30 protein-coding genes are annotated in these 25,899 nt (G+C 64.2%); 9 read left to right on the top strand and 21 right to left on the bottom strand.

What is annotated here, in order from left to right; translation table 11 throughout:
• Positions 1–23: 23 nt before the first annotated feature.
• The 3 genes from VGR99_RS38820 to xoxF5 all read right to left on the bottom strand — a co-directional run bounded on the left by VGR99_RS38820 (position 24) and on the right by xoxF5 (position 3,600).
• A complete protein-coding gene (locus VGR99_RS38820) occupies positions 24–1,133 on the bottom strand; it encodes an S-(hydroxymethyl)glutathione dehydrogenase/class III alcohol dehydrogenase (protein WP_326905225.1) in 1,110 nt (369 codons plus the stop codon).
• A 61-nt stretch (positions 1,134–1,194) separates the two neighbouring features.
• Positions 1,195–1,683: a c-type cytochrome, methanol metabolism-related gene (locus VGR99_RS38815; protein ID WP_326905292.1), complete on the bottom strand. Its 489-nt coding sequence runs from the start codon at positions 1,681–1,683 to the stop codon at positions 1,195–1,197.
• A 111-nt stretch (positions 1,684–1,794) separates the two neighbouring features.
• Positions 1,795–3,600, bottom strand: a complete 1,806-nt coding sequence (gene xoxF5 / locus VGR99_RS38810; RefSeq protein ID WP_326905224.1) for a lanthanide-dependent methanol dehydrogenase XoxF5 — start codon at positions 3,598–3,600, stop codon at positions 1,795–1,797.
• Between the two features lie 513 nt (positions 3,601–4,113).
• Between xoxF5 and VGR99_RS38805 the strand changes: the two genes are divergently transcribed.
• Positions 4,114–5,085, top strand: coding sequence for a helix-turn-helix domain-containing protein (locus tag VGR99_RS38805; RefSeq protein ID WP_326905223.1), 972 nt, complete (start codon positions 4,114–4,116; stop codon positions 5,083–5,085).
• Positions 5,086–5,137: 52 nt separating this feature from the next.
• Here VGR99_RS38805 and VGR99_RS38800 read toward each other — a convergent pair whose 3' ends face one another.
• The 6 genes from VGR99_RS38800 to VGR99_RS38775 all read right to left on the bottom strand — a co-directional run bounded on the left by VGR99_RS38800 (position 5,138) and on the right by VGR99_RS38775 (position 10,969).
• Complete coding sequence (locus tag VGR99_RS38800; protein ID WP_326905222.1) at positions 5,138–5,563, bottom strand: hypothetical protein; 426 nt, start codon at positions 5,561–5,563, stop codon at positions 5,138–5,140.
• A 131-nt stretch (positions 5,564–5,694) separates the two neighbouring features.
• Positions 5,695–6,684, bottom strand: coding sequence for a tripartite tricarboxylate transporter substrate binding protein (locus VGR99_RS38795; protein WP_326905221.1), 990 nt, complete (start codon positions 6,682–6,684; stop codon positions 5,695–5,697).
• Between the two features lie 109 nt (positions 6,685–6,793).
• Positions 6,794–7,810: an FUSC family protein gene (locus VGR99_RS38790; RefSeq protein WP_326905220.1), complete on the bottom strand. Its 1,017-nt coding sequence runs from the start codon at positions 7,808–7,810 to the stop codon at positions 6,794–6,796.
• 201 nt (positions 7,811–8,011) lie between these two features.
• Positions 8,012–8,941, bottom strand: coding sequence for a transporter substrate-binding domain-containing protein (locus tag VGR99_RS38785; RefSeq protein WP_326905219.1), 930 nt, complete (start codon positions 8,939–8,941; stop codon positions 8,012–8,014).
• A complete protein-coding gene (locus VGR99_RS38780) occupies positions 8,938–9,294 on the bottom strand; it encodes a cytochrome c (protein WP_326905218.1) in 357 nt (118 codons plus the stop codon). The genes VGR99_RS38785 and VGR99_RS38780 overlap by 4 nt, the downstream gene beginning before the upstream one ends.
• A 10-nt stretch (positions 9,295–9,304) precedes the next feature.
• On the bottom strand, positions 9,305–10,969 hold the full coding sequence (locus VGR99_RS38775; RefSeq protein WP_326905217.1) for a methanol/ethanol family PQQ-dependent dehydrogenase: 1,665 nt from the start codon (positions 10,967–10,969) through the stop codon (positions 9,305–9,307).
• Between the two features lie 323 nt (positions 10,970–11,292).
• On the opposite strand from VGR99_RS38775, the gene VGR99_RS38770 reads away from it, so the two are divergent.
• From VGR99_RS38770 to VGR99_RS38755, 4 genes are all read left to right on the top strand, one after another.
• Positions 11,293–11,685, top strand: coding sequence for a calcium-binding protein (locus VGR99_RS38770; RefSeq protein ID WP_326905216.1), 393 nt, complete (start codon positions 11,293–11,295; stop codon positions 11,683–11,685).
• Between the two features lie 170 nt (positions 11,686–11,855).
• Positions 11,856–11,936, top strand: coding sequence for a pyrroloquinoline quinone precursor peptide PqqA (pqqA, locus tag VGR99_RS38765; protein ID WP_012029362.1), 81 nt, complete (start codon positions 11,856–11,858; stop codon positions 11,934–11,936).
• A gap of 36 nt (positions 11,937–11,972) precedes the next feature.
• Positions 11,973–12,878 (top strand): hypothetical protein, encoded by a 906-nt coding sequence (locus VGR99_RS38760; protein WP_326905215.1) that lies wholly within the window; start codon positions 11,973–11,975, stop codon positions 12,876–12,878.
• A gap of 130 nt (positions 12,879–13,008) precedes the next feature.
• Entirely contained in the window at positions 13,009–13,218 is a 210-nt protein-coding gene (locus tag VGR99_RS38755; protein ID WP_014493627.1) for a hypothetical protein, read from the top strand.
• A gap of 142 nt (positions 13,219–13,360) precedes the next feature.
• Here VGR99_RS38755 and VGR99_RS38750 read toward each other — a convergent pair whose 3' ends face one another.
• From VGR99_RS38750 to VGR99_RS38735, 4 genes are read right to left on the bottom strand one after another with little or no spacing between them, the layout of a single operon-like run.
• The gene (locus tag VGR99_RS38750; protein ID WP_326905214.1) at positions 13,361–13,714 is read right to left on the bottom strand and encodes a hypothetical protein; all 354 of its coding nucleotides are present in this window, start codon (positions 13,712–13,714) and stop codon (positions 13,361–13,363) included.
• A gap of 49 nt (positions 13,715–13,763) precedes the next feature.
• A complete protein-coding gene (locus VGR99_RS38745; protein ID WP_326905213.1) occupies positions 13,764–14,474 on the bottom strand; it encodes an ABC transporter ATP-binding protein in 711 nt (236 codons plus the stop codon).
• Entirely contained in the window at positions 14,464–15,201 is a 738-nt protein-coding gene (locus VGR99_RS38740) for an ABC transporter permease (protein ID WP_326905212.1), read from the bottom strand. Before VGR99_RS38740 ends, VGR99_RS38745 begins: the two co-directional genes overlap by 11 nt.
• A 1-nt stretch (position 15,202) precedes the next feature.
• Positions 15,203–16,183 carry an ABC transporter substrate-binding protein gene (locus VGR99_RS38735; protein WP_414645222.1) on the bottom strand — a complete coding sequence of 327 codons (981 nt, stop codon included), beginning with the start codon at positions 16,181–16,183 and terminating at the stop codon, positions 15,203–15,205.
• An 87-nt stretch (positions 16,184–16,270) separates the two neighbouring features.
• Here VGR99_RS38735 and VGR99_RS38730 point away from each other — a divergent pair, with 87 nt between their 5' ends.
• Positions 16,271–16,630 carry a hypothetical protein gene (locus VGR99_RS38730; protein ID WP_326905211.1) on the top strand — a complete coding sequence of 120 codons (360 nt, stop codon included), beginning with the start codon at positions 16,271–16,273 and terminating at the stop codon, positions 16,628–16,630.
• Positions 16,631–16,750: 120 nt separating this feature from the next.
• On the opposite strand, the gene VGR99_RS38725 is transcribed toward VGR99_RS38730, so the two are convergent.
• Both VGR99_RS38725 and VGR99_RS38720 read right to left on the bottom strand, forming a co-directional pair.
• A complete protein-coding gene (locus VGR99_RS38725; RefSeq protein ID WP_326905210.1) occupies positions 16,751–17,566 on the bottom strand; it encodes a quinoprotein dehydrogenase-associated SoxYZ-like carrier in 816 nt (271 codons plus the stop codon).
• 55 nt (positions 17,567–17,621) lie between these two features.
• On the bottom strand, positions 17,622–18,548 hold the full coding sequence (locus tag VGR99_RS38720; protein WP_326905209.1) for a quinoprotein relay system zinc metallohydrolase 2: 927 nt from the start codon (positions 18,546–18,548) through the stop codon (positions 17,622–17,624).
• 129 nt (positions 18,549–18,677) lie between these two features.
• Between VGR99_RS38720 and VGR99_RS38715 the strand changes: the two genes are divergently transcribed.
• Positions 18,678–19,559, top strand: coding sequence for a substrate-binding domain-containing protein (locus VGR99_RS38715; protein ID WP_326905208.1), 882 nt, complete (start codon positions 18,678–18,680; stop codon positions 19,557–19,559).
• Positions 19,556–20,113, top strand: coding sequence for a PQQ-dependent catabolism-associated CXXCW motif protein (locus VGR99_RS38710; RefSeq protein ID WP_326905207.1), 558 nt, complete (start codon positions 19,556–19,558; stop codon positions 20,111–20,113). Before VGR99_RS38715 ends, VGR99_RS38710 begins: the two co-directional genes overlap by 4 nt.
• Positions 20,114–20,262: 149 nt before the next feature.
• Here VGR99_RS38710 and VGR99_RS38705 read toward each other — a convergent pair whose 3' ends face one another.
• The 6 genes from VGR99_RS38705 to VGR99_RS38680 form a co-directional block, all read right to left on the bottom strand.
• Positions 20,263–20,562 carry a copper-binding protein gene (locus VGR99_RS38705; RefSeq protein ID WP_326905206.1) on the bottom strand — a complete coding sequence of 100 codons (300 nt, stop codon included), beginning with the start codon at positions 20,560–20,562 and terminating at the stop codon, positions 20,263–20,265.
• 136 nt (positions 20,563–20,698) lie between these two features.
• Complete coding sequence (locus VGR99_RS38700; RefSeq protein ID WP_326905205.1) at positions 20,699–21,313, bottom strand: hypothetical protein; 615 nt, start codon at positions 21,311–21,313, stop codon at positions 20,699–20,701.
• Positions 21,310–22,158: an ABC transporter permease gene (locus VGR99_RS38695; protein WP_326905204.1), complete on the bottom strand. Its 849-nt coding sequence runs from the start codon at positions 22,156–22,158 to the stop codon at positions 21,310–21,312. The genes VGR99_RS38700 and VGR99_RS38695 overlap by 4 nt, the downstream gene beginning before the upstream one ends.
• The gene (locus VGR99_RS38690; RefSeq protein ID WP_326905203.1) at positions 22,155–22,961 is read right to left on the bottom strand and encodes an ABC transporter ATP-binding protein; all 807 of its coding nucleotides are present in this window, start codon (positions 22,959–22,961) and stop codon (positions 22,155–22,157) included. The genes VGR99_RS38695 and VGR99_RS38690 overlap by 4 nt, the downstream gene beginning before the upstream one ends.
• Positions 22,958–23,926 (bottom strand): YVTN family beta-propeller repeat protein, encoded by a 969-nt coding sequence (locus VGR99_RS38685; protein WP_326905202.1) that lies wholly within the window; start codon positions 23,924–23,926, stop codon positions 22,958–22,960. Before VGR99_RS38685 ends, VGR99_RS38690 begins: the two co-directional genes overlap by 4 nt.
• 8 nt (positions 23,927–23,934) lie before the next feature.
• Positions 23,935–25,116, bottom strand: coding sequence for an ABC transporter substrate-binding protein (locus tag VGR99_RS38680; RefSeq protein ID WP_326905201.1), 1,182 nt, complete (start codon positions 25,114–25,116; stop codon positions 23,935–23,937).
• Positions 25,117–25,175: 59 nt separating this feature from the next.
• Here VGR99_RS38680 and VGR99_RS38675 point away from each other — a divergent pair, with 59 nt between their 5' ends.
• Positions 25,176–25,748: a DUF3280 domain-containing protein gene (locus VGR99_RS38675; protein WP_326905200.1), complete on the top strand. Its 573-nt coding sequence runs from the start codon at positions 25,176–25,178 to the stop codon at positions 25,746–25,748.
• Positions 25,749–25,899 lie beyond the last annotated feature (151 nt).

Genomic DNA, 25,899 nt, shown 5'->3' with positions numbered 1-25,899 from the left:
CCTTGGGGGTGACGTTTTCCGGTTCAGTACACGACGACGGAACGAATGGATTTGCCCTCATGCATGAGGTCAAATCCCTTGTTGATTTCTTCGAGCTTGAGCACGTGGGTGATCATCGGATCGATCTGGATCTTTCCGTTCATGTACCAGTCGACGATCTTCGGCACGTCGGTGCGGCCGCGCGCGCCGCCGAACGCCGTGCCGCGCCAGTTGCGGCCGGTGACGAGCTGGAACGGGCGGGTGGCGATCTCCTTGCCGGATTCGGCAACGCCGATGATGATCGAGGTGCCCCAGCCGCGATGGCAGGCTTCGAGCGCCTGGCGCATCACGGTGGTGTTGCCGGTGCAGTCGAAGGTGTAGTCGGCACCGCCGTCGGTGAGGCCGACGAGATGCTGGACGATGTCGCCCGTGACCTTCTTCGGATTGACGAACTCGGTCATGCCGAACCTGCGGCCCCACTCCTCCTTGGCGTCGTTGATGTCGACGCCGATGATCTTGTCGGCGCCGGCCATCTTGGCGCCCTGGATCACGTTGAGGCCGATGCCGCCGAGGCCGAACACGACGACGTTCGAGCCCGGCGTGACCTTCGCGGTGTTGACGACGGCGCCGACGCCGGTGGTGACGCCGCAGCCGATGTAGCAGCTCTTGTCGAACGGCGCGTCCTCGCGGATTTTCGCGACTGCGATCTCCGGCAGCACGGTGAAGTTCGAGAAGGTCGAGCAGCCCATGTAGTGGTAGACCGGCTTGCCCTTGTAGGAGAAGCGGCTGGTGCCGTCGGGCATCACGCCCTTGCCCTGCGTCGCGCGGATCGCGGTGCAGAGATTGGTTTTCTGGCTGAGGCAGCTTTTGCACTGCCGGCATTCCGGCGTGTAGAGCGGGATGACGTGGTCGCCCGGTTTCACCGAGCTCACGCCGGGGCCGATCTCGCGGATGATGCCTGCACCCTCATGTCCCAGGATCGACGGGAAGATTCCCTCGCTGTCGAAGCCGTCGAGCGTGTAGGCGTCGGTATGGCAGATGCCCGTCGCCTTGATCTCGACCAGGACTTCGCCGGCCTTCGGTCCTTCCAGATCGAGCTCGACGATCTCGAGCGGCTTCTTGGCTTCGAAAGCAACGGCGGCACGTGTCTTCATAGGTAACTCCTCAAATTCTCGAAAGGACGCCAAGAAGTAGTCTTGGCAGTCCCCGTAACGTTCATTTATGGCCCATGCAGGCGTCTTCCGCCTTGGTATAGGCCTCCGTCTTGTCCTCCTTCTTGGAGGGGCGCTGCCGGCCCCACGCCTCGTCGGAGCGAGCGCGCAGATAGACGTAGAGATCGTCCATGTAGCAGGCGACGTTGGGATTGTCGCCGAACGCCGGCATCACGTTCTCCTGCGCGGTCGAGATGTTCTTGCGGCCCGAGGCGACGACGCCGAGGAAGTCGCCGTAGCTCATGGTCTTGACCGAGTCCTTCAACGCCGGTGCGTAGGTGGACCCCATGCCGTCGGGGCCGTGACAGACGTGGCAGTCGGAGTGATAGCGGCGGTATCCGGAATAGGTGAACCAGTCCACGGTGCCGTCGGTGATCTTGTAGGTCGGGTTGCCTTCCTTATCGAGCCACTTTCCGTCGTCTTCCTTCTTCACGGCGGTCGGGTCTCCCGGACCTTCCGCAGCAGCAATTCCCCCCGAAGCAACGAAGATGATCGCAGCAAGAGCAGAGCAGATTTTACGCAAGAGATTTGTCCTCGCAGACATCAGGTGAGACGAGCCGGCGCGTGGAGTTGATCCACGCGCCGGAGCGACACGAAGGGAGGGCTAGTTCGCCGGCAGCGAGAACACGGTCAGCGTACCGCCGAGCGCCGTGTAGTTGCTGAGGGCTGCGTAGCCGCCGACTGCGCCGAGACCGGCGGTCGGATCGGTCAGGCCTGCGGCGAGACCGATGCCGGCCCAGCCACCGACACCCGAGAGCACTGCGACATACTGCTTGCCGCCGTTCTCATAGGTCGTGACGTTGCCGATGATGCCGGAGGGAGTCTTGAACTTGTAGAGCTCCTTGCCGGTCTTGGCGTCGACCGCCTTCAGATAGCCTTCGAGCGTGCCGTAGAACACCACGCCGCCGGCGGTTGCGAGCGCACCCGACCAGACCGAGAACTGCTCCTTGTTCGACCAGACGATCTTGCCGGTCTTGCCGTCCCAGGCGATGAAATTGCCCATGTGGCTTTCACCAGCCGGCGGATACATCGAGAGCGTCGCACCCACATAGGGCTGGCCCGCGGTGTAGCTCACCTTGAACGGTTCGTAGTCCATGCAGACGTGGTTGGTCGGAACGTAGAACAGCTGCGTGTCCGGCGAGTAGGCCGCCGGCTGCTCGTCCTTGGTGCCGAGCGCGGCCGGGCAGATGCCCTTCACGTTGTGGTCCTCGCCGGCCTTGTCGGTCGAAGCTGCGTCGAGCACCTTCGGACGGCCATAGGTCGCCGAGTTCTTGTCCATGTCGACGCCGGAGGTCCAGTTCACCTTCGGATCGTACTTCTCGGCGACCAGAAGCTCGCCGGAGGCGCGATCGAGCGTATAGCCGAGGCCGTTACGATCGAAATGCGTCAGCAGCTTGCGGGCCTGGCCGTTGATCGACTGATCCGAGAGGATCATCTCGTTGACGCCGTCGTAGTCCCACTCGTCGTGGGGCGTCATCTGGTAGACCCACTTGGCAACGCCGGTGTCCGGGTTACGTGCCCAGATCGTCATCGACCATTTGTTGTCGCCGGGACGCTGCTTGGGATTCCAGGTCGAGGGATTGCCCGACCCGTAATAGATCAGGTTCAGCTCGGGATCGTAGGAGATCCAGCCCCAGGTGGCGCCGCCGCCGATCTTCCACTGATCGCCCTGCCAGGTCTTGAGGCTCGAGTCCTTGCCGACCGGCTTGCCGAGCGCAGTGGTCTTGTCGTCGACCAGGATCTGGTCGTCCGGCCCTTCGGAGAACCCGCGCCAGGCCAGCTTGCCGGTCTTGATGTCGTAGGCCGACATGTGGGCCTGCACGCCGAACTCGCCGCCGGAGATGCCGATCAGCACCTTGTCCTTGACGACCATCGGCGCCGAGGTGCCGGTCTCGCCCTTGCCGGGATCGCCGTTCTTGGCGGTCCATGCGACCTGACCGGTCTTGGCATCGAGCGCGACCAGGGTCGTGTCGGCCTGGTGCAGGAAGATCTTGCCGTCACCGAAGGCGAGGCCGCGGTTAACCGTATCGCAGCACATCACCGGGATGACGTTCGGATCCTGCTTCGGCTCGTACTTCCAGACGATCTTGTTCTCGTTGGAAAGGTCAATGGCGTAGACCTTGTTCGGGAACGGCGTGTGGACGTACATCATGTTGCCGATGATCAGCGGACCGCCTTCGTGGCCGCGCAGCACGCCGGTCGAGAAGGTCCAGGCGACCTGGAGCTTGCCCACGTTTTGTGCGTTGATCTGGTTCAGCTTGGAATAGCGGGTATTGGCGTAGTCGCCGGTCGGCATCACCCAGTCTTTCGGGTTCTGCGACATCTTGTTCAGCTCGTCATTGGCGGACGCGCCCCCGACGGCGAGAGCCGCCGCGGAGCCAAGAAAGGTCGCCAGTAGCACCTTGCGCATAGTTATTCCTCCGTTGGTCTCGTTTATTGTTTCCGAAGCATTGCTTAATCACCGGGCTTCTCGTCCGGCGTCTGCTCGTGCAGGGCGGTCACGATTGGGACCAGAAACGATGCTGTGGGTTTTCTCCTCCTGATGAGAGCCACGGGTCCACGTGCAGGAGCGGCCCGTTCTTGTTGTTCCTGCCGCAATTCCTAACGACTTCGCCATCGGGAAACTTGCCCAAGAGAGAAGGCGGTTTGCTCGACAGCGCACGGACGCGAAGATTTTGATTTTGCAGTAGCGAATTCAGCGGCTTCCGCACCGTTGTGGGACCAGGTTCTACGCTCAGGTTCCCCTTGACGGCGCTGCAACTAAGGCGGAGGATTAAGTTTCAAGAGTGGCAATGGAACGATGGCGCTCGTTGCAAAAGACCGCTCAATTTCGAGGTAAACGTCACGCAATCACGGCCGAGGGCTCCAGCAGCGCTGGTTGCGATTCGCGTCGAAGCTCCGGATCAAACCAGTGGCTGGATTAATGTCCGACACAATTCACACGCTCTCGACGACCGGAATGACGCCGAAGCGGCAGATCCAGAGCTGGATCGACGGGCTGACGAGCCTGTGCGGGTATTTCGACGTCGATCCGCTGGAGGCGACCTCGCTCGAAGGCCGCATCGACTACACCAGCGTCTCGCGCCTGAAGCTCTGCCAGATCGAGGTCAGCCAGCATCGCATTGCGCACACGCTGGCGCGCGCCAGGGCCAATGAACACCCGTACATCAAGATCCACTTCCAGACCTACGGCGTGTCCTATTTCGAGCAGGAAGGCCGCCATATCGAAATCAATCCCGGCGACATCATCGCCTATGACGTCTCTTGCCCGCATTCGATCATCAGTCCCGCTTTCACGCGCCACGACGTGGTGATCGTGCCGAAGGCGCTGCTGCGCGACCGCGGATTTCCCTCGCAGCGGATGCCGGCCTGCAAGCTGTCGGCGAAGACGGGCACGGGGCGGATCGCCCACGATTTCGTCCATGCCACCTTTGACGAGGCGGCAAAACTGTCGGCGAACAGCGCGGTCGGCGTCGCCGATTCGCTGATCGACCTGTTGCTGCTGCCGCTGCGCGAAGCCGACACGATGTTCGATCGCGTCGGGCCCGAGGCGATGTATGTGCGCGCGCAGTTCTTCATCCGCGAGCATCTGCGCGATCCGGATCTGTGCATCGACCAGATCTCCGCCGAGCTCGGCTGCTCCAAGCGCTATCTGCACATGCTGTTCTCCGAGCGCGGCACCACGGTGAGCGACTACATCTGGCAGGCCCGCTTGCAGAACTGCCGCCAGGAGCTCGAGGCGCACGGCGGCAAGACCATCACCGATGTCGCGTTCTCCTGGGGCTTCTCCAGCTCATCGCATTTCAGCCGCGTGTTCCGGAAATACTTCGGCGTGGTGCCGTCCTCGATCCACAAGGGACAGCAGGGCGCTGTAGCCGCCGTGGACCAGAATTAGGCGGCGTGAGCGGCTCGCCATGAGCGGCGGTCGCAGACCGCGCGCAATCCTCTCACGCGGTCATGGCCACGTAGGGAATGCTGGCCACGATGGCCGCGATCAGGACCGCATTGCAGAGCATCCCGCTCCAGTGCAGCCGGCGTAGCCGCCGCACGGCGTCGCTATCGCCCGCGTCCCTGGCGTCGAGCTGGTCGTCCATCCGCTGCATGAACCATTTGCGTCCCCAGATCGCGAACGCCGCGATCAGGCCGATGCCGATTGCGAAAAGCGGCCGACCGGCGACGAGGAATGCCGCGGTCCCGATGACGCCGGCAACACTCATCATTCTGAACTGGATGTTGAACATCCCGCGCAACAGCTGGGTGACCGGAGGGATGTCGAGCTTCACGAGCAGGAAAGCTGGTGATGCCAGCAGGAAATAGCCCATCGGAAAAAGCAGAATGACCAGGGCGGCCACGGCGACGGCATCGGGTTTCATGCGATCGACTTTCTCGTCCGCGCCGCTCTTCCGGCGGCAGCGCACCATCTTAGCCGGCAAATGGATTTCCGACACTAGGCTTTGGTCGGGCGCCGGGCGGGCAGGGGAGCCTGCCCGCCGTGCCGCGAGGCTCAGGCCGGCTCGAGGCCGAGCGACTTTGCGCTCTCGATCCAGATCGGCAGCTCGCGCTGATACAGCTCGTTGGTTTCCTTGAAGCCGATCGCAGGTTCGAGCACGAAAGTTGCGAGCACCTCCTTCACCTTCGGATCATTGTTGGCGGCGACGCAGAGCTCGGCGAGGCGAACGACCACCGGCTGCGGGGTTGCCTTCGGCACCGCCCAGCCGGAGAAGCCGCTCACTGTGAAGAACTTCGACGTCGCGCCCTGCTCGGGCAGTGTCTTGACGGCCGGGATCGCGTCGACCTTCTTCGAATGCACCGCGAACACAGTGCCGCGGTCGCTCTGCAGGACCGATTGCGCCGCCGTGTAGCTGCCCATGGCGGCATCGAGCGTGCCTTCCAGCATGCCCGTCCACATCGGGGCTTCGCCGCGATAATGCACCGGCTCGATGTTGAGGCCGTACTGCTTGTTCAGCTCGTTGATCGTCATGTGCGGCGCCGAGCCGGCGCTGTAGGTGCCGAAATTCACCTTGCCGTTCTTGCGCGCGAAGGCGACGAAATCCTCCAGCGTCTTGACACCCGTTTTCGGGTTCGCCACGAGCAGCAGGCCTGCGCCCGGAATGACGCTGACCAGCGTCAAATCCTTGTCCATGTCGTAACCGGGATTCTTCATCACCACGCGGTTCATGATGTAGGTGGTCGAGATCGAGCACAGGATGGTGTGGCCGTCGGGCTCGGCGCGGGCGACCTCCGCCGTGCCGATCGCGCCGGCGGCGCCGGGCTTGTTCTCGACGACGACGGTCTTGCCGACTTGCTTGGAGATGAATTCACCATAGGCGCGCGCGAGCAAATCGGTCTGGCCGCCGGCAGGATAGCTGCAGATCATGCGAATCTGCCGCGACGGCCAGGTGCCTTGCGCCGAGGCGCTGCGCGCAACGAAGGGCAGCGCGAGTGCCGTGGTACCGGCGGCGATGAAGTGGCGGCGATCGAATTTGGCAGACATGATTCCCTCCTGATTTTGGCCGAACCTACTGCATCGGGCTGGCGCCGCCATGGGCGGCAGGCGAGACAGATTGGCGCATTCGATCAGGCGGTGCGGCGTTCATTTTCCGTCACCCGGACGATCGCACCTTTCGCACGACGCGCAGCCAGACGATTTCGGTCAGGGCCACGGCAATGAGGCCGAAAGTGCCGCCGATCAGCACGTTGATGATGCGCTCTTCGGCGATCCCGCCGGCGCCGCCGGCAAAGGATGCCGCGAGCGCGATGAAGAAGCAGCGCAGGCCGAAGCCGACGATGTAGCGCGAGAACGAGATCAGGGTGAGGGTGGCGGCAAGGACCGCAATCGCGTATCCGACGCGGCTTTGCGGCAGGGCCAGACCGGCGAGAAAGCCGAGCGGCACGCCGACCAAGGCGCCGATCGCCCGCTGCTTCAGCTTGCCGGTGGACGCGGTGAGATCGCCGACCACGACGCTTGCGGCCGACCACATCACCCACTGTCCCTGCTCAAGGTTGAGGATCTCGACCAGGGCTGCCGCGGCAAAGACCGCCATGGCGGTTGCGGTGGCGGGCAGAAACCACTCCGCCGCGGGGGAGCCGAACGAGGTCGCGGCATTGCCGTGCCGTCGCTGGTCGTAGATCTGGATAGCGCAGACCAGCGCCAGCGCGACCGGCGAGGACATGATGATCAGGCCGGCATGACGCATCGCTTCCGAGGCGCTGACGCCCTCCCGCACCTCGCAAGCGAGATAGACGGCGGGGATGAACACCCAATTGCCGAGTGTGCGGATGTGTTCGCCATAGCGCGTTCCCGCGACTGCTAGGAAGCCGGCAAGCGCCGTCAGCACCACAAAGAGCGGCTTGATCGGGGCGGCCAGGAAGAGTGCGGCGAAAGTGATGAGGATGGCGAGGTAATGCCACACAACGACTTTCGGCGGAAAATGCTGCCTGAGCGCGGGAATGAGCAGCGAGACCGCGACCAGGCCGAGGTTGAGCAGCGCAGTCTCGCGCGCGATGAAATAGGCGGCGACCATGGGGCCGACGACGATCAACGCGCGCAAGAGCTCGCCGGTCTTGATCTCGCGGGCGGTGATGTCGCGCAAGCTCGCAGCGATGGTCGGGGAATTCACGGGGCACCGAGGGGGTGAATGAAATCGAGCGCATCATACGGTTCCGGGGGCCGCGGAGCTAGCCGATGCCAAGCACCTGCCACACCCGCTGTCATTCCGGGATGCGCGCGAAGCGCGCAGACCCGGAATCCATGGGGCCGCATGTGCTGTGGAGGAATGGATTCCGGGCTCGCCCTGCGGGCGCCCCGGAATGACGAGGCGTCACCTCTGAATGATCTTCATCCAGACGTCGCCCAAGATCGCAGGCTCGCGCGGCGGCAGGTAGGTCAGCCCGGCCTGCTTGCCGAACTCGGCAATCTTGCCTTCAGAGGCAAGCTTCGTCAGCGCCCTGTTGACCGCATCGAGCAGCGCACCATCGCTGGCGAGGGCGACATAGCCGCGATTGGCGCCGATCGGATAGTAATAGCCGGATGCCGTGATCGCCGTGTCCGGATGCGCGGTGCGGTGGGCGTCGAAGCGGCCCAGGTCGATCAGGGTCGCGTCGTAGTCGCCCCGGGCGAGTGCCCCCAGGAGATCGTCGCGGCCCGGGACGAGATGGGTGATGCTGTCGATCAGGCGCCCCTTGTCGAACGTCATCAGGATGGCGTCGCCCAGCGAGCCGCTCTCGATCGCGAGACGAAGCCCGGCGAGGTCGCCGATATCGCTGATCTTGCGCCCCTGCGCCTTCGGCCCGAGCACGACCGTCATCGGCGAATAGACGTAAGGCTGGCTCGGCGTGAGCACGCCGAGCGCAACGCGGCGGCGCCGGTCGTCGCGGGTGGCGCCGGCGAAGTCGGGCAGGCGGGCGGTCTTCATGCCGGGCTTGACCAGGGAATCCTGCGTCAGCGCGTAGCCGCCGACCAGCGAGCAGCGGCCGTCGGAGAGCAGCGCGTTGGCCTCGAGCTGCGGGCTGGAATCCTCGTCCAGCTTGCTCTCGAACCACTGGATCTTCAGCGGTCGCCCCATCCGCTCCGCGATCGCCTGCGCCAACAGCAGGTCGAAGCCGGCATCCGGCTTGCCCTTGTGGTGCATCGAGAGCGGAGGCCGGTCCTCGTCGAGGCAAACCTTCAGCGGCTCATCGGCCGCGCGCGCGAGCGTTGCCGTCGCCGCGAGGGCTGTGGCAAGGCTCCACGCCGCCAGCCAGCTCCTCATGGCTTCCTCCGGCTCGCGACGAAGGCCCAGAGATCGCCGATCTCATCCTCACTGAGGATGTCGCCCCAGGGCGGCATCTTGTTGTTCTTGCCGTTCTTCACGGTGGTGACGAAGCGGGTCTTGTCGTCCGGGAAGGCGCGCAGGTCCGGCGTGATGGTGCCGGAGTTCATCATGTTGGGGCCATGACAGTGCGAGCATTTCGAGGCATAGGTCGACTTGCCGTGGTCGATCTGCGCCTGCAGCGGATTGCCGGTTGCGTCGTCCGCGGCACGAACGGTCGCCGCAAGCGCGACCGTCAGCACCGCGACGGTGGCGAGGATCGCCACCGTCTTGTGAGGTCCTTCTCTCAGCATCGCGCCGTGGTTACTGCTTGACCGCAAAAACCCACAGCGAGCCGCCCGGCGGCACCTTGGCAAGCCGCTCGTCGCCGGAGAACAGCGAGTAGACGCCGCCATAGCCGCTCGTCACCGCGACGTATTGCACGCCGTCCTGCTGCCAGGTCACCGGCTGTCCCTCGATGCCGGAGCCGGTCTGGAACTGCCAGAGCTTCTTGCCGCTGTCGGCATCGAAGGCTTCGAACTCACCGGTCAGCGCGCCCGTGAACACGACGCCGCCCGCGGTCGAGAGCACGCCGGAGAAGCGCGGGATGTCGCTCGGTGCTTCCCACTTGGCTTTTCCGGTCATGGGATCGATCGCCTTCAGATGACCGCGCGCGCCATCACCCCATTCCCAGAGGTCAGTGAGGTCCATGCCGAGATACCACTCACCTTGCTTGAAGGTGACGGGCTCGGTCTTGTACCTGCCGCCGAAGGCGAGCGTATTGGCGTAGGCGAGGCCGGTCTGTGGGTTGAACGACATCGGCTCCCAGTTCTTGCCGCCGAGGATCGACGGGTAGACCGTGACCTTCTTGCCGTCACGCGCGTCCTTCGAGACGTCCGTCTCGATCGGGCGTCCCGTCTTCATGTCGATGCCGGTTGCCCAGTTCACCTTCACGTAAGGATTGGCCGCGAGCAGCTTTCCGTTGGTGCGGTCGAGCACGTAGAAGAAGCCGTTGCGGTTGGCGTCCATCAGCACCTTGGTCGGCTTGCCCTCGACATTCATGTCGGCGAGCACCATCTCGGCGACGCTGTCATAGTCGAACGGGTTGTTCGGCGAGAACTGGTAGTGCCACTTGATCTTGCCGGTCTTGGGATCCATCGCCAGCACGGAGCAGGTGTAGAGGTTGTCGCCGGGGCGCACCGCCGAGTTGAACGGCCCGGGATTGCCGATGCCCCAATAGACCGTGTTCAGCTCGGGATCGTAGGAGCCGGTGATCCAGGTCGAGCCGCCGCCGAGCTTCCAGGTGTCGCCCTTCCAGGTATCGCCGCCGGGCTCGTCCGGCGAGGGGATCGAATGGGTGCGCCAAAGGTGCTTGCCCGTGGCCGGATCCCAGCCGTCGATGAAGCCGCGGGTGCCGAACTCGGCGCCGGAGATGCCGGTGATGACGACGCCATCGGCGACCAGCGGGGCCACCGTCATCGAATAGCCTTCCTTGATGTCGGCCGCCTTCTGCCGCCACAGCTCCTTGCCGTCCTTGGCATCGAGCGCGATCACGTTGGCGTCGAGCGTGGTGCGGAACACCTTGCCGTCGTAGAGCGCGGCGCCGCGGTTGATGATGCCGCAGCAGACGATGCGCGGCGTCTCGGCGGGATATTCGATCTTGGATTTCCAGATCTGCTTGCCGGTCTTGGCGTCCACCGCCATGGTCGCATTGTGCGACGTCACGTAGATCACGCCCTGGTAGACCAGCGGCTGCGATTCCTCGCTGCGATCGTCGTTGAAGGAGTAGTTCCAGACCGGGACGAGATTCTTGACGGTATCCCTGTTGATCTGGTTCAGCGTCGAGAAGCGCTGCAGATTGTAGCCCATCCCGTAGTTGAGAACGTTCGATGTATCGGTCGCACCCTTGACCAGCTGCTCGGTGGTCTGGGCGTTTGCACACGTCGATGCAAGCATGACGAGGCTCGCGGCCATCGCAAAGCGTTTCATCCGTTCCTCCCAATATGCGCGCCTTTTGACGCTGCGAGCGCAACACTCCGCCCGAATGCAAAACCCGTCAATACGAAAGTCGAACGCGTGCTGCCGATATGTTGGACGCCACATGCCAGACTGCGCGCGGTAATCATCGATGAATTTTGCTCGTCTTGCGCGAATGCGCTGCACCAATTTCCATCCCGCGAAGATTGGCGCGATGCGTATCGGGGTTCCACTCTTCGAGAAGCTTGCAATTCCGGGCTTGAACCGGGACCCGCATGCAGACTTAAATTGTCACGATCCCGCTCGAATCGGGGCTGTTGGTCAGGGAGGTCTGAATGATATCGCGTCGCTCTGTTGCGCTTGCGCTCACACTTGCCGTGCTGTCCGGTCCGGCCTGGCCGGCATCCGGCAACGCCGTCAAAATGTTCGACACCGACAATGACGGCACGCTCGATCTCGCCGAGGTGAAGAAGGCTGCCACCGCATTGTTCGCCAAGCTCGATCCCGATCACGACGGCACCCTGGACGCGCGCGAATTGCGCGGACGGTTAACGGCGAAAGAACTCGCGGCCGCAGATCCCGATCACGACGGGACTCTCACGCTGGACGAATACTTGGCCGTGGTGGAGCAGCGCTTCAACGCCGCGAATCCCGACAAGGACGGAACGCTGGATGCGAAGGAACTGAATTCGCGCGCGGGCCGCGCGCTGTTGCGGCTGCTGCGGTGAGAGACACCGCGCTTGACTGGGAGCGAAGACGGTTTGCCCGAGAGGGAAATTCGCGAGTGGAATGCGGCACATCGCTGTGTTTGCGCTTTGATTCCAGGCTTGCGCTGTGCCTGACGCAGCCCTAGGTTTTGCCCGGCGCGATGTCGCGCTCAATACTTGGGGAGACCCGAATGGCTTGGAAAGCTCCGAAGATCGTGGAAGTGCCGGTCGGCATGGAAATCAACATGTACGCCTGCGCTGCGCGCAAGTAAGACTTCAAGTGAGACTGACGACCTGCCGCGGCTTCGATGGCAAATGCCGTTGAAGCCGTGGTAGTGTTCGGGATGCGCGCGAGAGCCCAGACATTCCGGACCATAGCAGCCTGCATAATTGCGCTCACGCCCGCATGCGCCGGTGCCGAAGAGGGTTTTGATACCGAGCACATCTTCGGCTTCATGATCGGCACCGATGTCGGCAATCCCGGCGAGCGCGAATTCCAGACCGAGACGACAGGGCGCTTCGGCAAGGGCGGCGGCACCTATCGCGCCCTCCAGCAGGAAGTGGAGATCGAGGTCGTGCCGCTGCCGAACTTCCGCATCGAGCTCGGTGGCACCGCGACCTTGCACGACATCACCGGCGTCCCCGATCTCGACGATCGCCGCCAGTTCAATTTCCAGGGCGCCTCGCTCGATTTGCGTTACCGCCTGCTCGACCGTGAGCGTGCGCCGTTCGGGCTCACGGTCGCCGCCGAGCTCCACGGTGACCGTATCGACGAGACCAGCGGCGCCAAGGGACGGATGTACGGAACCGACTTCACGCTCGCCTTCGACCGCGAGCTCGTTCCGAACTTCGTCATCGGCGCGCTCAATCTGATCTATCAGCCGGAATGGGCCCGCTTCGAGGTCGCGGGGGTATCCGAGAAGAGCTCAACCATCGGTGCTGCCTTCGGCGGCCTGGTGCGCGTGCGCCCCAATGTGCTGCTCGGTGGTGAGATGCGTTACTTCCGGCAGTACGAGGGCATTGGCCTCGGCGAGTTCTCAGGGCAGGCGCTGTTCGTTGGTCCCACCGCGTACTTCCAGCTCTCCGAGAAGTCGCGATTGACCCTGAGCTGGAGCATGCAGGCCTGGGGCCGCCCGGCGGGATCGGGGGCCAATCTCGACCTCGTCAATTTCGAGCGGCATCAGGCGCGATTGGTGTTCGGCGTTAATTTCTAGCCGCGCTCTTCGCCTCTCCCCGCGTGCGGCCGCAAGCGGGGAGAGGGAACATCCTCTGCCTTGAAACTTCCCGTTTCTTGGGACGTAGCCCTTTGTGCTAGTCTTTAGCGCCCCGCGAGAGGATTCCGGCATGAACCCGATCGACCTTGTGGTGACTGTGTGTGCGGTGCTCTCGCCTGCGACCTGCGAGGAGCAGCATCTGGTATTCAACTTCGCGGGGTCACCGCGGCAATGCGTGATGGCCGCGCCGCCCTATATCGCGCAATGGGTCGGCGACCATCCGAAATGGCAGGCGGTGCGCTGGCGCTGCGAATATCCGCACCCGAACGACAAGGCGTGAGCGGAGCGAGACCCTCGTGGTGAGGAGCGCGTAGCGCGTCTCGAACCATGCAGGCCGCGCTGCTGCAGCCGGGCCTTTCATCCTTCGAGACGCCGCTTCGCAGCTCCTCAGGATGAGGGGAGGTGCCTGTGGCGCGCTGGCGCTACTTGCTGCAGTCCCTCAAATCCTTGTCGGCGATCGAGAACACCGCGTCGGCCTTGATCTCGATGTCGCGGACGATGCATTGCCGTGAATTGGGATAGCTGACTTTGGCGTCGTAGCGGCCGGGTTCGACGCCGGTGATGCGCAGGCGCTCGTCGTGGTCGACCTCCTTGTCTTTGTCGTTGAGGCACTGGTTCGGGCCCCAGTCGGTCTTGCCGGCCGGCGCGAGCTGAAAGCCGGAGATCGTCTCCGTCGTCAGATTCCAGAGCCTGATGCCTTTGCCCTTGGCCTGCGCGAGCGCTGCGCCCGGCATCGCAACCAAGAGGATGCCGATCGCAATCAGCGTACGCCGCATGGTGAACCTCCCTCGACAATCTCGTTTAAGTCCAGTTGACCACGAGTTCTCATTTCGATTCAAGCGGGAGCGTCGCGAGCTCCGCCCTGATCCTGCCGAGCTCGGCTTCGCTGCGCTCGGCGCGGGGAATGGAAATCGGCACCTCCTGTACGATGCGCGCGGGCCGTGGCGACAGAAAGAACAGGCGGTCGCCGAGGCGGATCGCATCGTCGAGACTGTGAGTGACGAGCAGCGTCATCACGGGGCGGCTCGCCACCAGCGTTGCGATCTCGTCGCGCAGGCGGCCGGCGAGTGCGTCGTCGAGCGAGGCGAGGGGCTCGTCGAGCACGAGCAGGTCGGGCTCGACCGCAAACGCGCGCGCCAACGCGACGCGGCGGGCAAGACCCAGCGACAACTCGCCGGGAAAGTGGCTGCGATGCGCCTCCAGCTCGAGGATCCTGAACAGCTCCGACAGTTTTGTGTCGCTGACATCAGGCGCCGCCAGCCGCACATTCTGCTCGACCGAGCGCCACGGCAACAGCCGCGGCTCCTGGAACACCATGCCGATCCGCGCCTCCGGTGGCCGTGCGATGCGGCCCTGGAATTCGTGGTCGAGCCCGAGAATGATGCGCAGCATCGTGCTCTTGCCGCAGCCGGAGGGGCCGATCAGCACACCGACCTCGCCCGATTGGAGCGCGAATTTGACCGGCGCCAGCACCTCGTGCGTATCGCCCGCGACGCTCCTGTAGGTCTTGCCCGTGATCTCGACCTCAAGCCGCACGGGGCCGCCACCGTGTTGCGCGGGCTTCGAACGGCTGCACCAGCAAGGTCTCGATGACGAGCACGACGGCCGCGAAGGTGAGTGAATAGGCCAGCAGCCGCGGCGTGTCGAACAGCTGGAAGGCGACGCCGATCTCGAAGCCGACGCCATTCGGCCGTCCAAGCAGCTCGGCGACCAGCACGATCTTCCAGACCAGCGACAGACCCGAGCGGGCGGAGGCCGCGATGTAGGGCGCAAGCTGCGGCAGCACGACGTGGCGGAAGGCGCGCCAGCGCGGCATCGCGAACACGGTTGCCATTTCGTCGAGCGAGCGGTCGAGCGCGCGCGTGCCTTCGCGCAAGGTGACGATGGCGGTCGGCAGCTTGTTGATGGCGATCGCCGCGATCGCGGCTGCCTCGGTCAGCCCGGCCCAGATATAGGCCAGCACGATCACGACCAGCGCGGGCAGGTTGAGCAGCAGGATCAGCCAGGGGTCGCCGAGCCGGTCGGCGAGCTTCACCCGGCCCATGAGATAGCCGATGGCGCTGCCGAGCGACATCGCCAGCACGAAGGCGAGGATGACGCGCGCCAGTGTCGCCCCGAGATGCAGGAACAGCGCGCCGCTCGATGCCTCCGCGATCATCACCTGCAGCACATCAGGCGGGGAGGGCAGCTTTGCACCGCCGACGAACAGCGCGGCAATCCACCAGATCGCGAGAAGCAGGGCAAACGAGAGCAGGCGCAGCACCTCAGTCTCCGGGGACTGCGTGATAGAAGGTACCGGGATCGAGCTCGGCCGCGGGGCCGACGAGATCGCGACCGCCGATGTCGGCCAGCACGCGGTAGAGCACGCGCGCGTCGGCCTCCTCATCGGCGATGTTCCGGCGCGGAATGCCGTCGCGATAGCGGTCGCGATAGGTTTTCAGCATGGTGGCATCGCTGGTGCCGGTGAGCGGCGCGATCTTCTCCCAGGCCGCATCCGAGGTGGTCAGCAACTGCTTGGCCTTGCGGGTCATCGCGATGAAGCGCGCCACGGCGTCCTTGTGGCTGGCCGCCCAATTCTCGTCGAAGACATAGCCGACGGCGGACACAGCGCCCTTGGCGCCCAGCTTCGGCAAAATGTCCTCGATGCCGGCGAGGCGCCTGAAGCCCTTGGCCTCGAGCTGGGCGCAGAAATTCCAGAAATTGAGGCTCGCATCCATCTCGCCGTCAAGCGCCTTGGCGGCGATCAGGGGCGGGGCGCCATAGGCGATCGTCGCGTCCGACTTCAGGTCGATGCCGTCCTGCTTCATCCGCGCCTGCAGCAGCAGCCAGCTCTTGTCGATCGCGCCGCCGCCGACGCCGAGCTTGCGGCCCTTGAGGTCGGCGAGCGTCTTTAGCGGCGAGGACGCCGGCACCATCACCGCGCCGAGCGCGCTGGAATAGGGGTAGAAGGTGAGCTTGGCGCCGAGCGTGCGCTCGCGCGACACCCACAGCCAGTCCGACAGCATGATGTCGGCATTGCCGGCGCGCAGCGCGATCTTGCCGGCTTCGGGGCTTGCCAACTCTGTCACGTCGAGCGAGAGGTCGGCCTCCTTGTCGAGGCCGGCAGCGCGAATGGTGGCCAGCTCCCAGGAGAATGTTCCGGTCTTCTGCACTGCAAGGCGGATCGTATCCGCGGCGCGGCCCGGTGTCGTCAGCATCACGGCCAGCGTCACCGCCAGCGCCAGTGTTCGTCCCAAAATTCTCATCGCCTTGTGAGCCGTTTCCTCGAAACGAGTGCTTTTCAGGACAATAGGCATAGCATAGCTTGCCTCGCAACCAGCGGGAGGACGCGCATGAATCTGGCGGGACAGCTACGACCGATTGTCGCCGCATTGGCGGTATTGGCGGCGACCGCCTCCATGGCGCGGGCCGAGGAGGCCAATGATTATCCGACATCGGCGCGCGCCGAATACGTCTATGGCTGCATGAAGGCCAATGGCGAGTCACGGCAGTCGATCGAGCAATGTTCCTGCTCGATCGACGTGGTGGCTTCAATCGTATCCTACGACCGCTACGTCACCGCCGAGACCGCGCTGAGCATGTCCCAGGTCCGCGGCAATCTCGGCGTCCAGTTCCGGACCTCGGAGCAGGCGAATACGGCGGTGAATGATTTGCGCCGCGCGCAGGCCGAGGCCGAGGTGAGGTGTTTCTGACGGCCTGCTGAATGCCAACCGTATCCGCCATGCCCGGGCTTGTCCCGGGCATCCACGTTCTTATGGTCGGCACGAAGTTCGTGGATGGCCGGGACAAGCCCGGCCATGACGACGGAGAGACTACGTCCCCGGCTTCTCCACATCCCACTCGTTGCGGAACACGTGCCCATCCGTATCCTTGGCTTCCGCGCGGAAGCGCTTGGCGCCGTTTGAGACGTAAGTGAAGCGCAGATTGGGATCTTCCGAGATCGAGATGCCGCCTTCCATCGACAGCACCGGGCTGTCGTCCTGCGTCAGCTTGAGCTGGTTGACGAAGAAGGCGGGAATATAGAGCTGGGTGACCTGGTCCATCTGCAGGCCGGAATTGTTGGGATGGCCGATCATGATCTGCGCTTCGCGGATGCGGCTCGCTGGCGCTTCCTCGCGCGCGAATTGCCGGTAGCGCATCTGGCCGAGGCGGTTGTTGGCTTCCTCGGCGTTCTTGCCGGCCGGCGCCGAGCAGCCGCCCGAGGCCTTCACATACACCTTCGAGACGTAGAGCTGGCCGTCGCTGAGCTCGGCGACCGCGTGCACATCGGTGTAGTTGTTGACGCGCACGCGCGTGGAGATCTCGGTGACATTGGCATCAGCACCAAGCTCGAACTTCGCCGCCACCGGCGCGGGATTGCGGTCGATTACCAGCGTGATCGAACGGATGCGACGGCTATCCGCCGGTGACAGCTTGCTGCGCAGGGTCACCGGCACGATCGCCGCGTCCTCGGCGCGATAGGGCATCTCGATGCCGATAACGTCACTGCCGTCGTTGATCGGACGGTTGCTGAAGATGTCCTGCACCAGCCCCGGCCAGGGATCGTAGGCCTCCTCAGCCTGCACCGGCACGGCGAAGGCGATGCCGAGCAATGCGGCGATCAGCAGGCGGCGTGTGCATCCCGTCATGGTCATGATCCCGTGCGGACGAAGCAGTCCGGTTGCCTGTAGCGTAGCGCGCCCGCTACTCCCATTCAATTTCCGAAAATGCTGCGGTTGCGTTACGGGCGTTGTAGTCGTCGAACAGTTCCCAGTTCGGCCGTTCCGCGGCGGCCGCCTTGTCGGCGGCGGTCCGGATCGGCTCGCCCTTCTTGTTCGACGCCCGGACGTCCGCCAGCAGCGTCGTGAGATAACGCCGTTCGTCGGCCAGCGCGGCGGGCCAGTCGCTCACCGGGCCGTGACCGGGAACGACGCGTTGCGCCGGAATTGTCTCGAGTTCCCCGATCGTACGAAGCCAGCCGCGGATGCTGCCGTCCATCACCGGAATATGGCGGCGGAAGACCAGGTCGCCCGCGAACAGCGTCCGGGTCGTCTCGTCGAGCACGGTGAGATCATTGTCGCTGTGCCCGGCCGGCCATGCCCGCAAGGTCAGGCGGCGCGATCCCAGCTCGAGGGTCAGCGTGTCAGTCACGAGCATTGTGGGCGGCACGATCTTCACGGGATCGATCAATTCGTTGCCCATGATGCGGCGAAAATTGTCGAGATAATACGGCCCGCGCGTTGCCAGCGCCTGTGCGAGCTTGCTGTGCCCGACGAAGCCGGTCCCTTCGGCGACGAAGGCCGCATTGCCGAAGACGTGGTCGGGATGGCCATGGGTGTTGATGACGTAGCGGATCGGCTTTTTGGTGCGCGCCCTTATCGCCGCCAGCAGCGCCTCGCCCTCGCGCAAACTGCCGCCGGTGTCGATCACGGCCACCGCATCCTCGCCGATGATGAAGCCGACATTGGCGATGTCGCCCTTGTTCTCGCGGGTCATCAGGGCGATGGTCCCGGAGTGCACGAAGATTCCCGGCGCGACTTCGCTCACAGGCAATTCGGCTCCCCCGGCGCGTGCTAGCGTCGTCAGCCCCAGCAGGGACAAGGCTGCGATCACGAGAGCGATGCGAGACACTTTTCCGCCTCAGTTCAAAGGGTTGTACGCATTGCACTGCAGCAAGATGAAGCCAGCGCAAAGTTTGGCAAAACATGGCGCGTCATGCGTTGCATGGATAACATTCAAACAAAATGAGGAGGAAGCGCGATGACGGAGGCCGGACGACATCGTCGCTGGTTGGTTTCACTGTGGGCTTTGGTTGCATGCTGGGTGCTCGGCGATATCGCCATGGCGCAGACGAACGAGACGGGTGACCTCTCGTTCGAACTGGTCGACCCCAAGGTGCTGCGGGTCTGCGCCGATCCGCGCAACCTGCCGTTCTCCAACGAGAAGGGCGAGGGGCTGGAGAACAAGCTCGCCGAATTGTTTGCGGACAAGCTCCAGAAGAAGCTCGACTACGTATTCTTTCCGCAGGCGACCGGCTTCGTGCGGATGACGCTGGGCGCGCATCGCTGCGACGTCATCATGGGCTTTCCGCAAGGCGACGACCTCGTGCAGGGCACCAATCCCTATTACCGCACGTCCTATGCGCTGGTCTCGAAAGCGGGCAGCGGGCTCGAGGAGGTCGACACGCTCGAGGATGCACGGTTGAAGGGCAAGCATGTCGGCATCGTTGCCGGCACGCCGCCGGCCACCAACATGGCGCTCGCGGGCCTGATGGGGGACGCAAAGCCCTATCCGCTGATGATCGACACCCGCTACGACAATTCCGCGCAGGCGATGATCGATGACCTCGCGGCCGGCAAGATCGACGCCGGCGTGCTGTGGGGACCGATGGCGGGCTATTACGCGAAGAAGGCCGGCTCGCTGCATGTCACGCCGCTGGTGAAGGAAACCACGGGACCGAAGCTGGTCTATCGCATCGGCATGGGCGTGCGTCCGGCCGACCAGAACTGGAAGCGGCAGCTCAACAAGCTGATCCAGGAGAACCAGGGCGAGATCAACAAGATCCTGCTCGACTTCGGCGTCCCGCTGCTGGACGAAAGTGACAAGCCGCTCGGCGCGGAGACGGCCAAGAAGACGCCATGAGGCGGCGCGTTGCGGCCTCGCTGGTTGCCGCCCTGTTGGCGGCGCCGGCGCTCGCGCAGCAGCAGGAGCCGTTCGAGCCCGAGGGCTATCGCACCGACAATTACCGCGCGCCGGTGCCGGCGACGCTTGCCGGTGCGCGCGTGCTCGGCACGGCGGAGGCGGAGGCGATCTGGCGCGCGAAGAGCGGCGCCTTCATCGACGTGCTGCCGCGCGCACCGAAGCCGAAGAACCTTCCCGAAGGCACGGTGTGGCGTGATATGCCGCGCAGAAACATTCCTGGTAGCCTTTGGCTGCCGGATACAGGCTATGGCGCATTGCCGCCGGCCATGGACGATTATTTCCAGCGCGGTCTGGCGCGTGCCTCGCACGGCGACAAGGCGGCGCTGCTGGTGATTTACTGCCTCGCCGATTGCTGGATGTCCTGGAACGCCGCCAAGCGCGCCTTGGCTTACGGCTATTCCAACATCGCCTGGTATCCCGACGGCACCGACGCCTGGGAGCATGCGAAATTGCCGACCGAGGAGGCGCAGCCGGAGCCACGGCCTGAGCAGTAGGTGAGACGCAGCAGCGGGGGCCTCTGGTTCGAGACGACCGCTTCGCGGTCTCCTCACCATCAGGGTTTAACATCTCGCCGCGAATTCAGACCTCATCCTGAGGAGCCCGCCGGCGGCGGGCGTCTCGAAGGATGGCCGCGATGAGACTGCTACTGCTTCTGCAGCTTCGTCAGCGTCCCCGTGCCGTTATTGTCGGTGGCCGAGTACGTCACCCGGTCGCCGGCGTGGACAGCATCGAGCATTGCAGCGTCCTTGGCCTTGAACTGCTGCAAAGTGCCGGCTCCGCCTGCGCTGCCGCCGACCGTGCCTTTCTGCGTCTCCTGGATCGAGATCGTGTTGTTGAGCCGATCGATCCTGGTGACCATTCCGGTCATGTCGTCGGCGAAGGCGCTGGATGCGAGCATGCTGATGACCGCAGCGCCTGCGAGGATGAATTTCGTGGTTCCCATCGAGGCCTCCCGGCATTTCGAGCTTCACATCGACAAGACATCCTAGAGCGATTTGGTTCCGGCAGATAGCGCGGCAAAGGTTACCGTTGGTGTGGAAACTGCGGGAACTTTTTATGAGCCGTCAGCGAGGCTGACGCTATTCCATTTCCTGCTGGATCACGCGTCCGAGCGCGAACAGGCGTTGGTCGATCGCGGTTGGAACCTCGCACACGAAGCGCACCACCTTGTTGCGGTCCTCGAAAATGCGGGTCTTCCAGATCAGCTCGTTACTGAGCGCCTCGACCTTGGTGTCGTCGCGCGATGCCGCGCTCTGCAGCGCCTGAAGCTGAATGGTCTCCTCGCGGATCTTGTCGGCCGCATCACGCTGCTTGCGGCTGACGCGTTCGAGCCCGTTCATGACCTGGGAGCGCTGGGCATTGAGCGTGTCGAACAGGCCGGCGAACAGCATCTTTGCATTGGCGGATTTGTCGGCGGCGGAGCCAGCCAGAAATTCCTTCACGGATTTCTCGGCCTCGTCCATCGGCGTCTTGCGCGCCGACAGTTTTGCGACCAGCGCGGTGACCTTGGCGTCGTTCTTCCACTTGGTCTCGGCGTCGTCGAGCGGCGGGCCAGCCCAGACGGCGGCGAGCGAGATCTCCGGAACCTTGGCCTGTGCGCAGGGCCAGTCGGGATAGCGCGGATCGGCTGCGCGCGCGGCGGTGCTCGCAAGCGCGAGGGCCAACACCGCCATGGCCAGAACCCGAAACCTCATCCTTCGCCTCCCGCGGGCCCCCGTCGCGCCAGCCCGCGCGAGGGATCATAGGCATAGATCGCGCCGATCATGAAGACGATTGTGCAGCCGGCCACCACTGCCAGCGAGATCCAGTTGACCTGTCCGTACAGCGCAAACCGGATCAGCTCGACCGCATGGGTGAACGGATTGGCCTGGCAGACATAGTACAGATAGGGGCTTCCCTCCTGCACGCGCCAGAGCGGGTAGAGCGCCGAGGAGGCAAAGAACATCGGGAAAATGACAAAATTCATCACGCCAGCGAAGTTCTCCAACTGCTTGATACCCGAGGAGATCAGCATGCCGAGCGAGCCCAGCATCAGTCCGGACAGCACCAGCGCCGGCAGTACGGTCAGATAGCCCGATGGCGGCGGGGTGATGTCCCAGAACCAAGCGATCAGCAGGAACGCATAGACCTGGAGCAGCGACACCGCGGTCCCCGCGAGCAGCTTGCAGAACAGCAGGAAGCCGCGTGGCAGCGGGCTCACCAGCAGCGTTCGCATATTGCCCATCTCGCGATCATAGACCATCGACAGCGAGGACTGCATGCCGTTGAACAGCTGGATCATCGCCATCAGCCCGGGCGCGATATAGACCTCGTAGAGGATGTAGGTCTCGTAGGGCGGGATGATGGAGATGCCGAGCACCTGGCGGAAGCCGGCGGCGAAGATGAACAGCCACACCAAGGGCCGCACCAGCGCCGAGACGAAGCGCTCGCGCTGATGCAGGAAGCGCAGGCCCTCGCGCCAGACGATGCCGGTGAGGCAGGTCATGTACTCGCTGGCCGAGAAGCCGCGCGGCGCGTCGCGCGTGGTGATGCTGCTCATGCGCCGCCTCCCGGCATGGTCTGCGCGCCGGTCAGGCGCATGAAGGCGGTGTTGACGTCCTGTGCGCCGGCCTCGGTAATGACGCGGTTCATCGGTCCCTGCGCCAGCACCTTGCCTTGGTGCAGCACCACGAGGTCGTCGCCGGGCATGATCTCGTCGAACAGATGCGTGGCCCAGAGCACGCCGATGCCTTGCTCGGTCACGAGCTGGCGGACATGGCTGATGATGTCGGCGCGCGCCTTGACGTCGAGACCGACGGTCGGCTCGTCCAGCAACAGCAGCCGCGGCCGGTGCAACAGGGCGCGGGCGATCTCCAGCCGCCGCATCTGCCCGCCGGAGAGATCGCGCACCTTGCTGGCGGCGCGCTCTTCGAGCCCGATGCGGCCGAGCAGCTCGGCGCTGCGCGCGGCGGCGTCGCGGCGGCTGATGCCGTGGAGGGCGGCGTGATAGAGCAGGTTCTGCGTCAGCGACAGGTCGAGATCGAGCGTGCGCGGCTGGAACACGACGCCGAGCAGCCGCAGCGCCTCGCCCGGGCTCTTGCTGATGTCGTGGCCGAAGATCGAGACGCGCCCGGTCTGGATGCCGAACAGGCGCGTGATCAGCGAGAACAGCGTGCTCTTGCCCGCGCCGTTGAGGCCGAGCAGCGCCGTGAAACTCGCCGGCTGCACGTTAAAGGACACATCCATCAGCGCCCGGCGCGGGCCATAGGAATGGCTGACGCCGGCGATCGCCAGTGCCGGCACGGCCGCCGGATCGGGCCGCGCCGCCGCCTGTGGTTCGGTGATGGGAGCAGGGCTGGTCATGGCGCGATCGTGACACCCCAGGGCAACTCGCCGACCTGAATCGTCTTGATCACCTTGTGCGCGGCAACGTCGATGACGGAGACGTCGTTCGACACGCCGTTGGTGGTGAGCAGGTATTTCTCGTCAGGCGTGAAGGCCATGTGCCAGACGCGCTGGCCGACCAGCAGATATTTCGTCACCTTGCGCGAGGCGACGTCGACGACGGCGACGCGGTTGGCGGGGCCGAGCGCGATGAAGGCGGTCTTGTCGTCCTTGGTCATGCCGATGCCGACCGGCTGGATCGCCTCTTTCCGCAGGCCCGGGATCTCGAAAGTGACCTTGCCGATCACTTCATGCTTTTTCGGATCGATGATCGACACCGTGCCGCCGATCTCCGAGGACACCCACACTTCCGAGCTGTCATGCTTGAACTCGGCAAAGCGCGGCCGGGCATCGACCAGTACATTGGCGACGATCTGGCGCGAGGTGGTGTCGATGAAATGCGCCATGTTAGTCGTCTCGGAGGTGTTGATCAGCGTCTTGCCGTCCGGGCTGATAGTCATGCCCTCGGGCTCGACGCCGACCTGGATGTCGCCGAGGCGGGTGCGCTTCTCAAGGTCGATCACCGTGACCGTGTTGTCGTTCTCGTTGGCGACGTAGAGGATCTTTCCGGCGGCATCCTGCGCGAACAGCTCGGGGTCGGGCCCGGAGGGGAGGCTGTCCACCACGCTTTGCGTCTTCGCGTCGATCACCTGAATGGTGTCGTCGTCTCCGACCGCGACCATGACGAACTTGCCGTCGCGGGTGAAGTCGATGCCGCGCGGGCGCTGACCAACCTTGATGGTCTTGGTCACGGTCCAGCTGTCGGTGTCGATCACCGAGACCGTGTTGCTCTTCTCGTTCGAGACATAGGCAATGAACGCATGTGCGGGCGCTGCCGCCAGCGCCAGTCCGGACAGCAACCCCACACGCCACGTGCGCAACATCTGCGTCCTCATTTCAGCTTGCATTTGCTCTCCGGACGATCGTAGCCGAGCGTGTCGAGCTCGGAGACCTGGTGCAGGAAGCCCTCCTGCGGCGACACCGACACCACCATGCGGCCGTCGACCAGCAGGATCGGCTGGCGGAGCTGGAGATTCCAGTCGCGCAGTGTCAGCTTCGTGCCCTTGAAGGCGGCGACGGAGAAATCCGGTCCCTTGATGAAATCGGTGACCTTCGTGACGTCGCCGGAATTGGTGCGTGAGGTGGCTTCTCCGATCATGCGCACCGCCGTCCAGGCCTGCATGTCGAGTGGCGTCATCCGCCGCGAGTTCAGCTTGACGAAGCGGTTCTGCATCTGGATCGCGCCCCACTGATCCTGCGATGCGTCCCAGCTTTTCGGCACGAGGCCGGCCGAGCCCGCGACGGGGCGGGGATCCCAGGTGCGATAGGGCAGGTACGCGCCGAACACCTCGCTCTCGTCGGCGGCAACCAGCACGTCGTAGGCCGGCAATTGCTGCGTGAACACCGGCATCTGGCGCTGGATCAGCGTGACGCCGCTATCGGTGCGGCGCGCGCCGCCCTTGTCCTCGAAGGTCTTCTCCTGCACGATCTTGGCGCCGAACCGTGTGGCGGTACGCCGGAGCGCGTCGGCAAACAGCTTGTCCTCGTCATGCGAGCCGACCACGAGCACCCAGCGCTTCCACTGCTTCCACACCAGGTACTGGCCGAGTGCATCGGCCAGCATCGCGCGCGTCGGCGCGGTGTGGATGACGTTGGCGCGGCAATCGGCCTCGCGCAGCCGCTCGTCGATGGCGCCGGCGTTGAACAGCAGCGTGCCGCGATCGCGCAACGCGTCTGACACCTTCAGCAGCGTATCGGCCGGCAGGTCTGCGATAATAAAACCGTTGCGCGCGGCGAGGTCGGTGGCAGCCTGTACCGCGTCCTCGCCTTCCTTGATCCGGCGCTCCTCCAGCGTAAAGCGCTGGTTGAGGAATTTTCCGGTGGTGTTGTTGTCCTCGATCGCAAGGCGTGCGCCGGCGACGCCGTCATTCTCGGCGGGCTGGTCGACCAATGACAGTGTCGATCTGGTGCCGGCGACGCCGAGATAGCCGACGCCGATCTGGGTCGGGTCGGCCGCGAGCGCGCTCGTCGCGGCGAGACTCAAGCCGATCAGGCCGACCAACCATCGGATCATGTTTCCTCCAGGCGTTCTCCCCGGCTTGACCGCCGGTGGAGAATTGTTTCTGCTAAAGCATGACCGATTTGTCAGGGCATGCAACCCCGCATTTCGTCCTCACATCGGCGGGGCGGGGAATCACGATCATGCGAGCGCTGATTTGTTTCGCAGCTTTGCTGTTGACGGGCTCGGCCGCGCTCGCCGATCCGCCGAAGCTGGCGGTGTTCGATTTCGAGCTGATCGACACCAGCCTGCCCGGCGAGTTCTACGGCTCCAAGCCTGAAGAGGCGCGGCTCTTGCGCATCAGCGAGCAGCTCCGCAAGGAGCTGACGGAGTCAGGCAGGTTCCAGGTGCTCGATATCGCGCCGGTCAGGGACGCGGCCCGTCACGCCAACCTGCAGGCCTGCGGCGGCTGCGATCTCAAGCTCGCGGGGGAGCTGGGGGCTGAACTCGAGATCACCGGCATGGTGCAGAAGGTCTCCAACCTGATCATCAACCTCAACATCTACCTGCGCGACGTGAAGACCGGCACCATGATCACCGCCGCCAGCGCCGACATGCGCGGAAATACGGATGAATCCTGGTCGCGCACGATGAGCTATCTGATCCGCAACCGTCTGCTGGCGCCGAATTACGGGAAGCAGGAGTAGAGGGTTCTTCGCCTCTCCCCGCAAGCGGTAGGGCTATCGCATATGGAAATTCCCGAGTCTCTTCCGTGGCTTGGTTCAGCATTGCACCTACGCGACGCATACAAGCTGCGGAATCGGATCGAGAACAAAACAGAATCGAACCGCGAAGAGC

Origin of the sequence: Bradyrhizobium sp. (assembly GCF_035935975.1) — a bacterium.
Lineage (GTDB): Bacteria > Pseudomonadota > Alphaproteobacteria > Rhizobiales > Xanthobacteraceae > Bradyrhizobium.
Note: the sequence above shows the minus strand (reverse complement) of the source record. Positions and strands in the feature narration are given on the sequence as shown.

What these genes read in the sequence shown, in the direction of transcription:
- VGR99_RS38820 (WP_326905225.1), bottom strand. Translation starts at nt 1,133, where the DNA reads ATGAAGACACGTGCCGCCGTTGCTTTCGAAGCCAAGAAGCCGCTCGAG.
- xoxF5 (WP_326905224.1), bottom strand. Translation starts at nt 3,600, where the DNA reads ATGCGCAAGGTGCTACTGGCGACCTTTCTTGGCTCCGCGGCGGCTCTC.
- VGR99_RS38805 (WP_326905223.1), top strand. Translation starts at nt 4,114, where the DNA reads ATGTCCGACACAATTCACACGCTCTCGACGACCGGAATGACGCCGAAG.
- VGR99_RS38800 (WP_326905222.1), bottom strand. Translation starts at nt 5,563, where the DNA reads ATGAAACCCGATGCCGTCGCCGTGGCCGCCCTGGTCATTCTGCTTTTT.
- VGR99_RS38795 (WP_326905221.1), bottom strand. Translation starts at nt 6,684, where the DNA reads ATGTCTGCCAAATTCGATCGCCGCCACTTCATCGCCGCCGGTACCACG.
- VGR99_RS38785 (WP_326905219.1), bottom strand. Translation starts at nt 8,941, where the DNA reads ATGAGGAGCTGGCTGGCGGCGTGGAGCCTTGCCACAGCCCTCGCGGCG.
- VGR99_RS38780 (WP_326905218.1), bottom strand. Translation starts at nt 9,294, where the DNA reads ATGCTGAGAGAAGGACCTCACAAGACGGTGGCGATCCTCGCCACCGTC.
- VGR99_RS38775 (WP_326905217.1), bottom strand. Translation starts at nt 10,969, where the DNA reads ATGAAACGCTTTGCGATGGCCGCGAGCCTCGTCATGCTTGCATCGACG.
- VGR99_RS38770 (WP_326905216.1), top strand. Translation starts at nt 11,293, where the DNA reads ATGATATCGCGTCGCTCTGTTGCGCTTGCGCTCACACTTGCCGTGCTG.
- pqqA (WP_012029362.1), top strand. Translation starts at nt 11,856, where the DNA reads ATGGCTTGGAAAGCTCCGAAGATCGTGGAAGTGCCGGTCGGCATGGAA.
- VGR99_RS38760 (WP_326905215.1), top strand. Translation starts at nt 11,973, where the DNA reads ATGGCAAATGCCGTTGAAGCCGTGGTAGTGTTCGGGATGCGCGCGAGA.
- VGR99_RS38755 (WP_014493627.1), top strand. Translation starts at nt 13,009, where the DNA reads ATGAACCCGATCGACCTTGTGGTGACTGTGTGTGCGGTGCTCTCGCCT.
- VGR99_RS38750 (WP_326905214.1), bottom strand. Translation starts at nt 13,714, where the DNA reads ATGCGGCGTACGCTGATTGCGATCGGCATCCTCTTGGTTGCGATGCCG.
- VGR99_RS38735 (WP_414645222.1), bottom strand. Translation starts at nt 16,183, where the DNA reads ATGAGAATTTTGGGACGAACACTGGCGCTGGCGGTGACGCTGGCCGTG.
- VGR99_RS38730 (WP_326905211.1), top strand. Translation starts at nt 16,271, where the DNA reads ATGAATCTGGCGGGACAGCTACGACCGATTGTCGCCGCATTGGCGGTA.
- VGR99_RS38725 (WP_326905210.1), bottom strand. Translation starts at nt 17,566, where the DNA reads ATGACGGGATGCACACGCCGCCTGCTGATCGCCGCATTGCTCGGCATC.
- VGR99_RS38715 (WP_326905208.1), top strand. Translation starts at nt 18,678, where the DNA reads ATGACGGAGGCCGGACGACATCGTCGCTGGTTGGTTTCACTGTGGGCT.
- VGR99_RS38710 (WP_326905207.1), top strand. Translation starts at nt 19,556, where the DNA reads ATGAGGCGGCGCGTTGCGGCCTCGCTGGTTGCCGCCCTGTTGGCGGCG.
- VGR99_RS38705 (WP_326905206.1), bottom strand. Translation starts at nt 20,562, where the DNA reads ATGGGAACCACGAAATTCATCCTCGCAGGCGCTGCGGTCATCAGCATG.
- VGR99_RS38700 (WP_326905205.1), bottom strand. Translation starts at nt 21,313, where the DNA reads ATGAGGTTTCGGGTTCTGGCCATGGCGGTGTTGGCCCTCGCGCTTGCG.
- VGR99_RS38695 (WP_326905204.1), bottom strand. Translation starts at nt 22,158, where the DNA reads ATGAGCAGCATCACCACGCGCGACGCGCCGCGCGGCTTCTCGGCCAGC.
- VGR99_RS38690 (WP_326905203.1), bottom strand. Translation starts at nt 22,961, where the DNA reads ATGACCAGCCCTGCTCCCATCACCGAACCACAGGCGGCGGCGCGGCCC.
- VGR99_RS38685 (WP_326905202.1), bottom strand. Translation starts at nt 23,926, where the DNA reads ATGTTGCGCACGTGGCGTGTGGGGTTGCTGTCCGGACTGGCGCTGGCG.
- VGR99_RS38680 (WP_326905201.1), bottom strand. Translation starts at nt 25,116, where the DNA reads ATGATCCGATGGTTGGTCGGCCTGATCGGCTTGAGTCTCGCCGCGACG.
- VGR99_RS38675 (WP_326905200.1), top strand. Translation starts at nt 25,176, where the DNA reads ATGACCGATTTGTCAGGGCATGCAACCCCGCATTTCGTCCTCACATCG.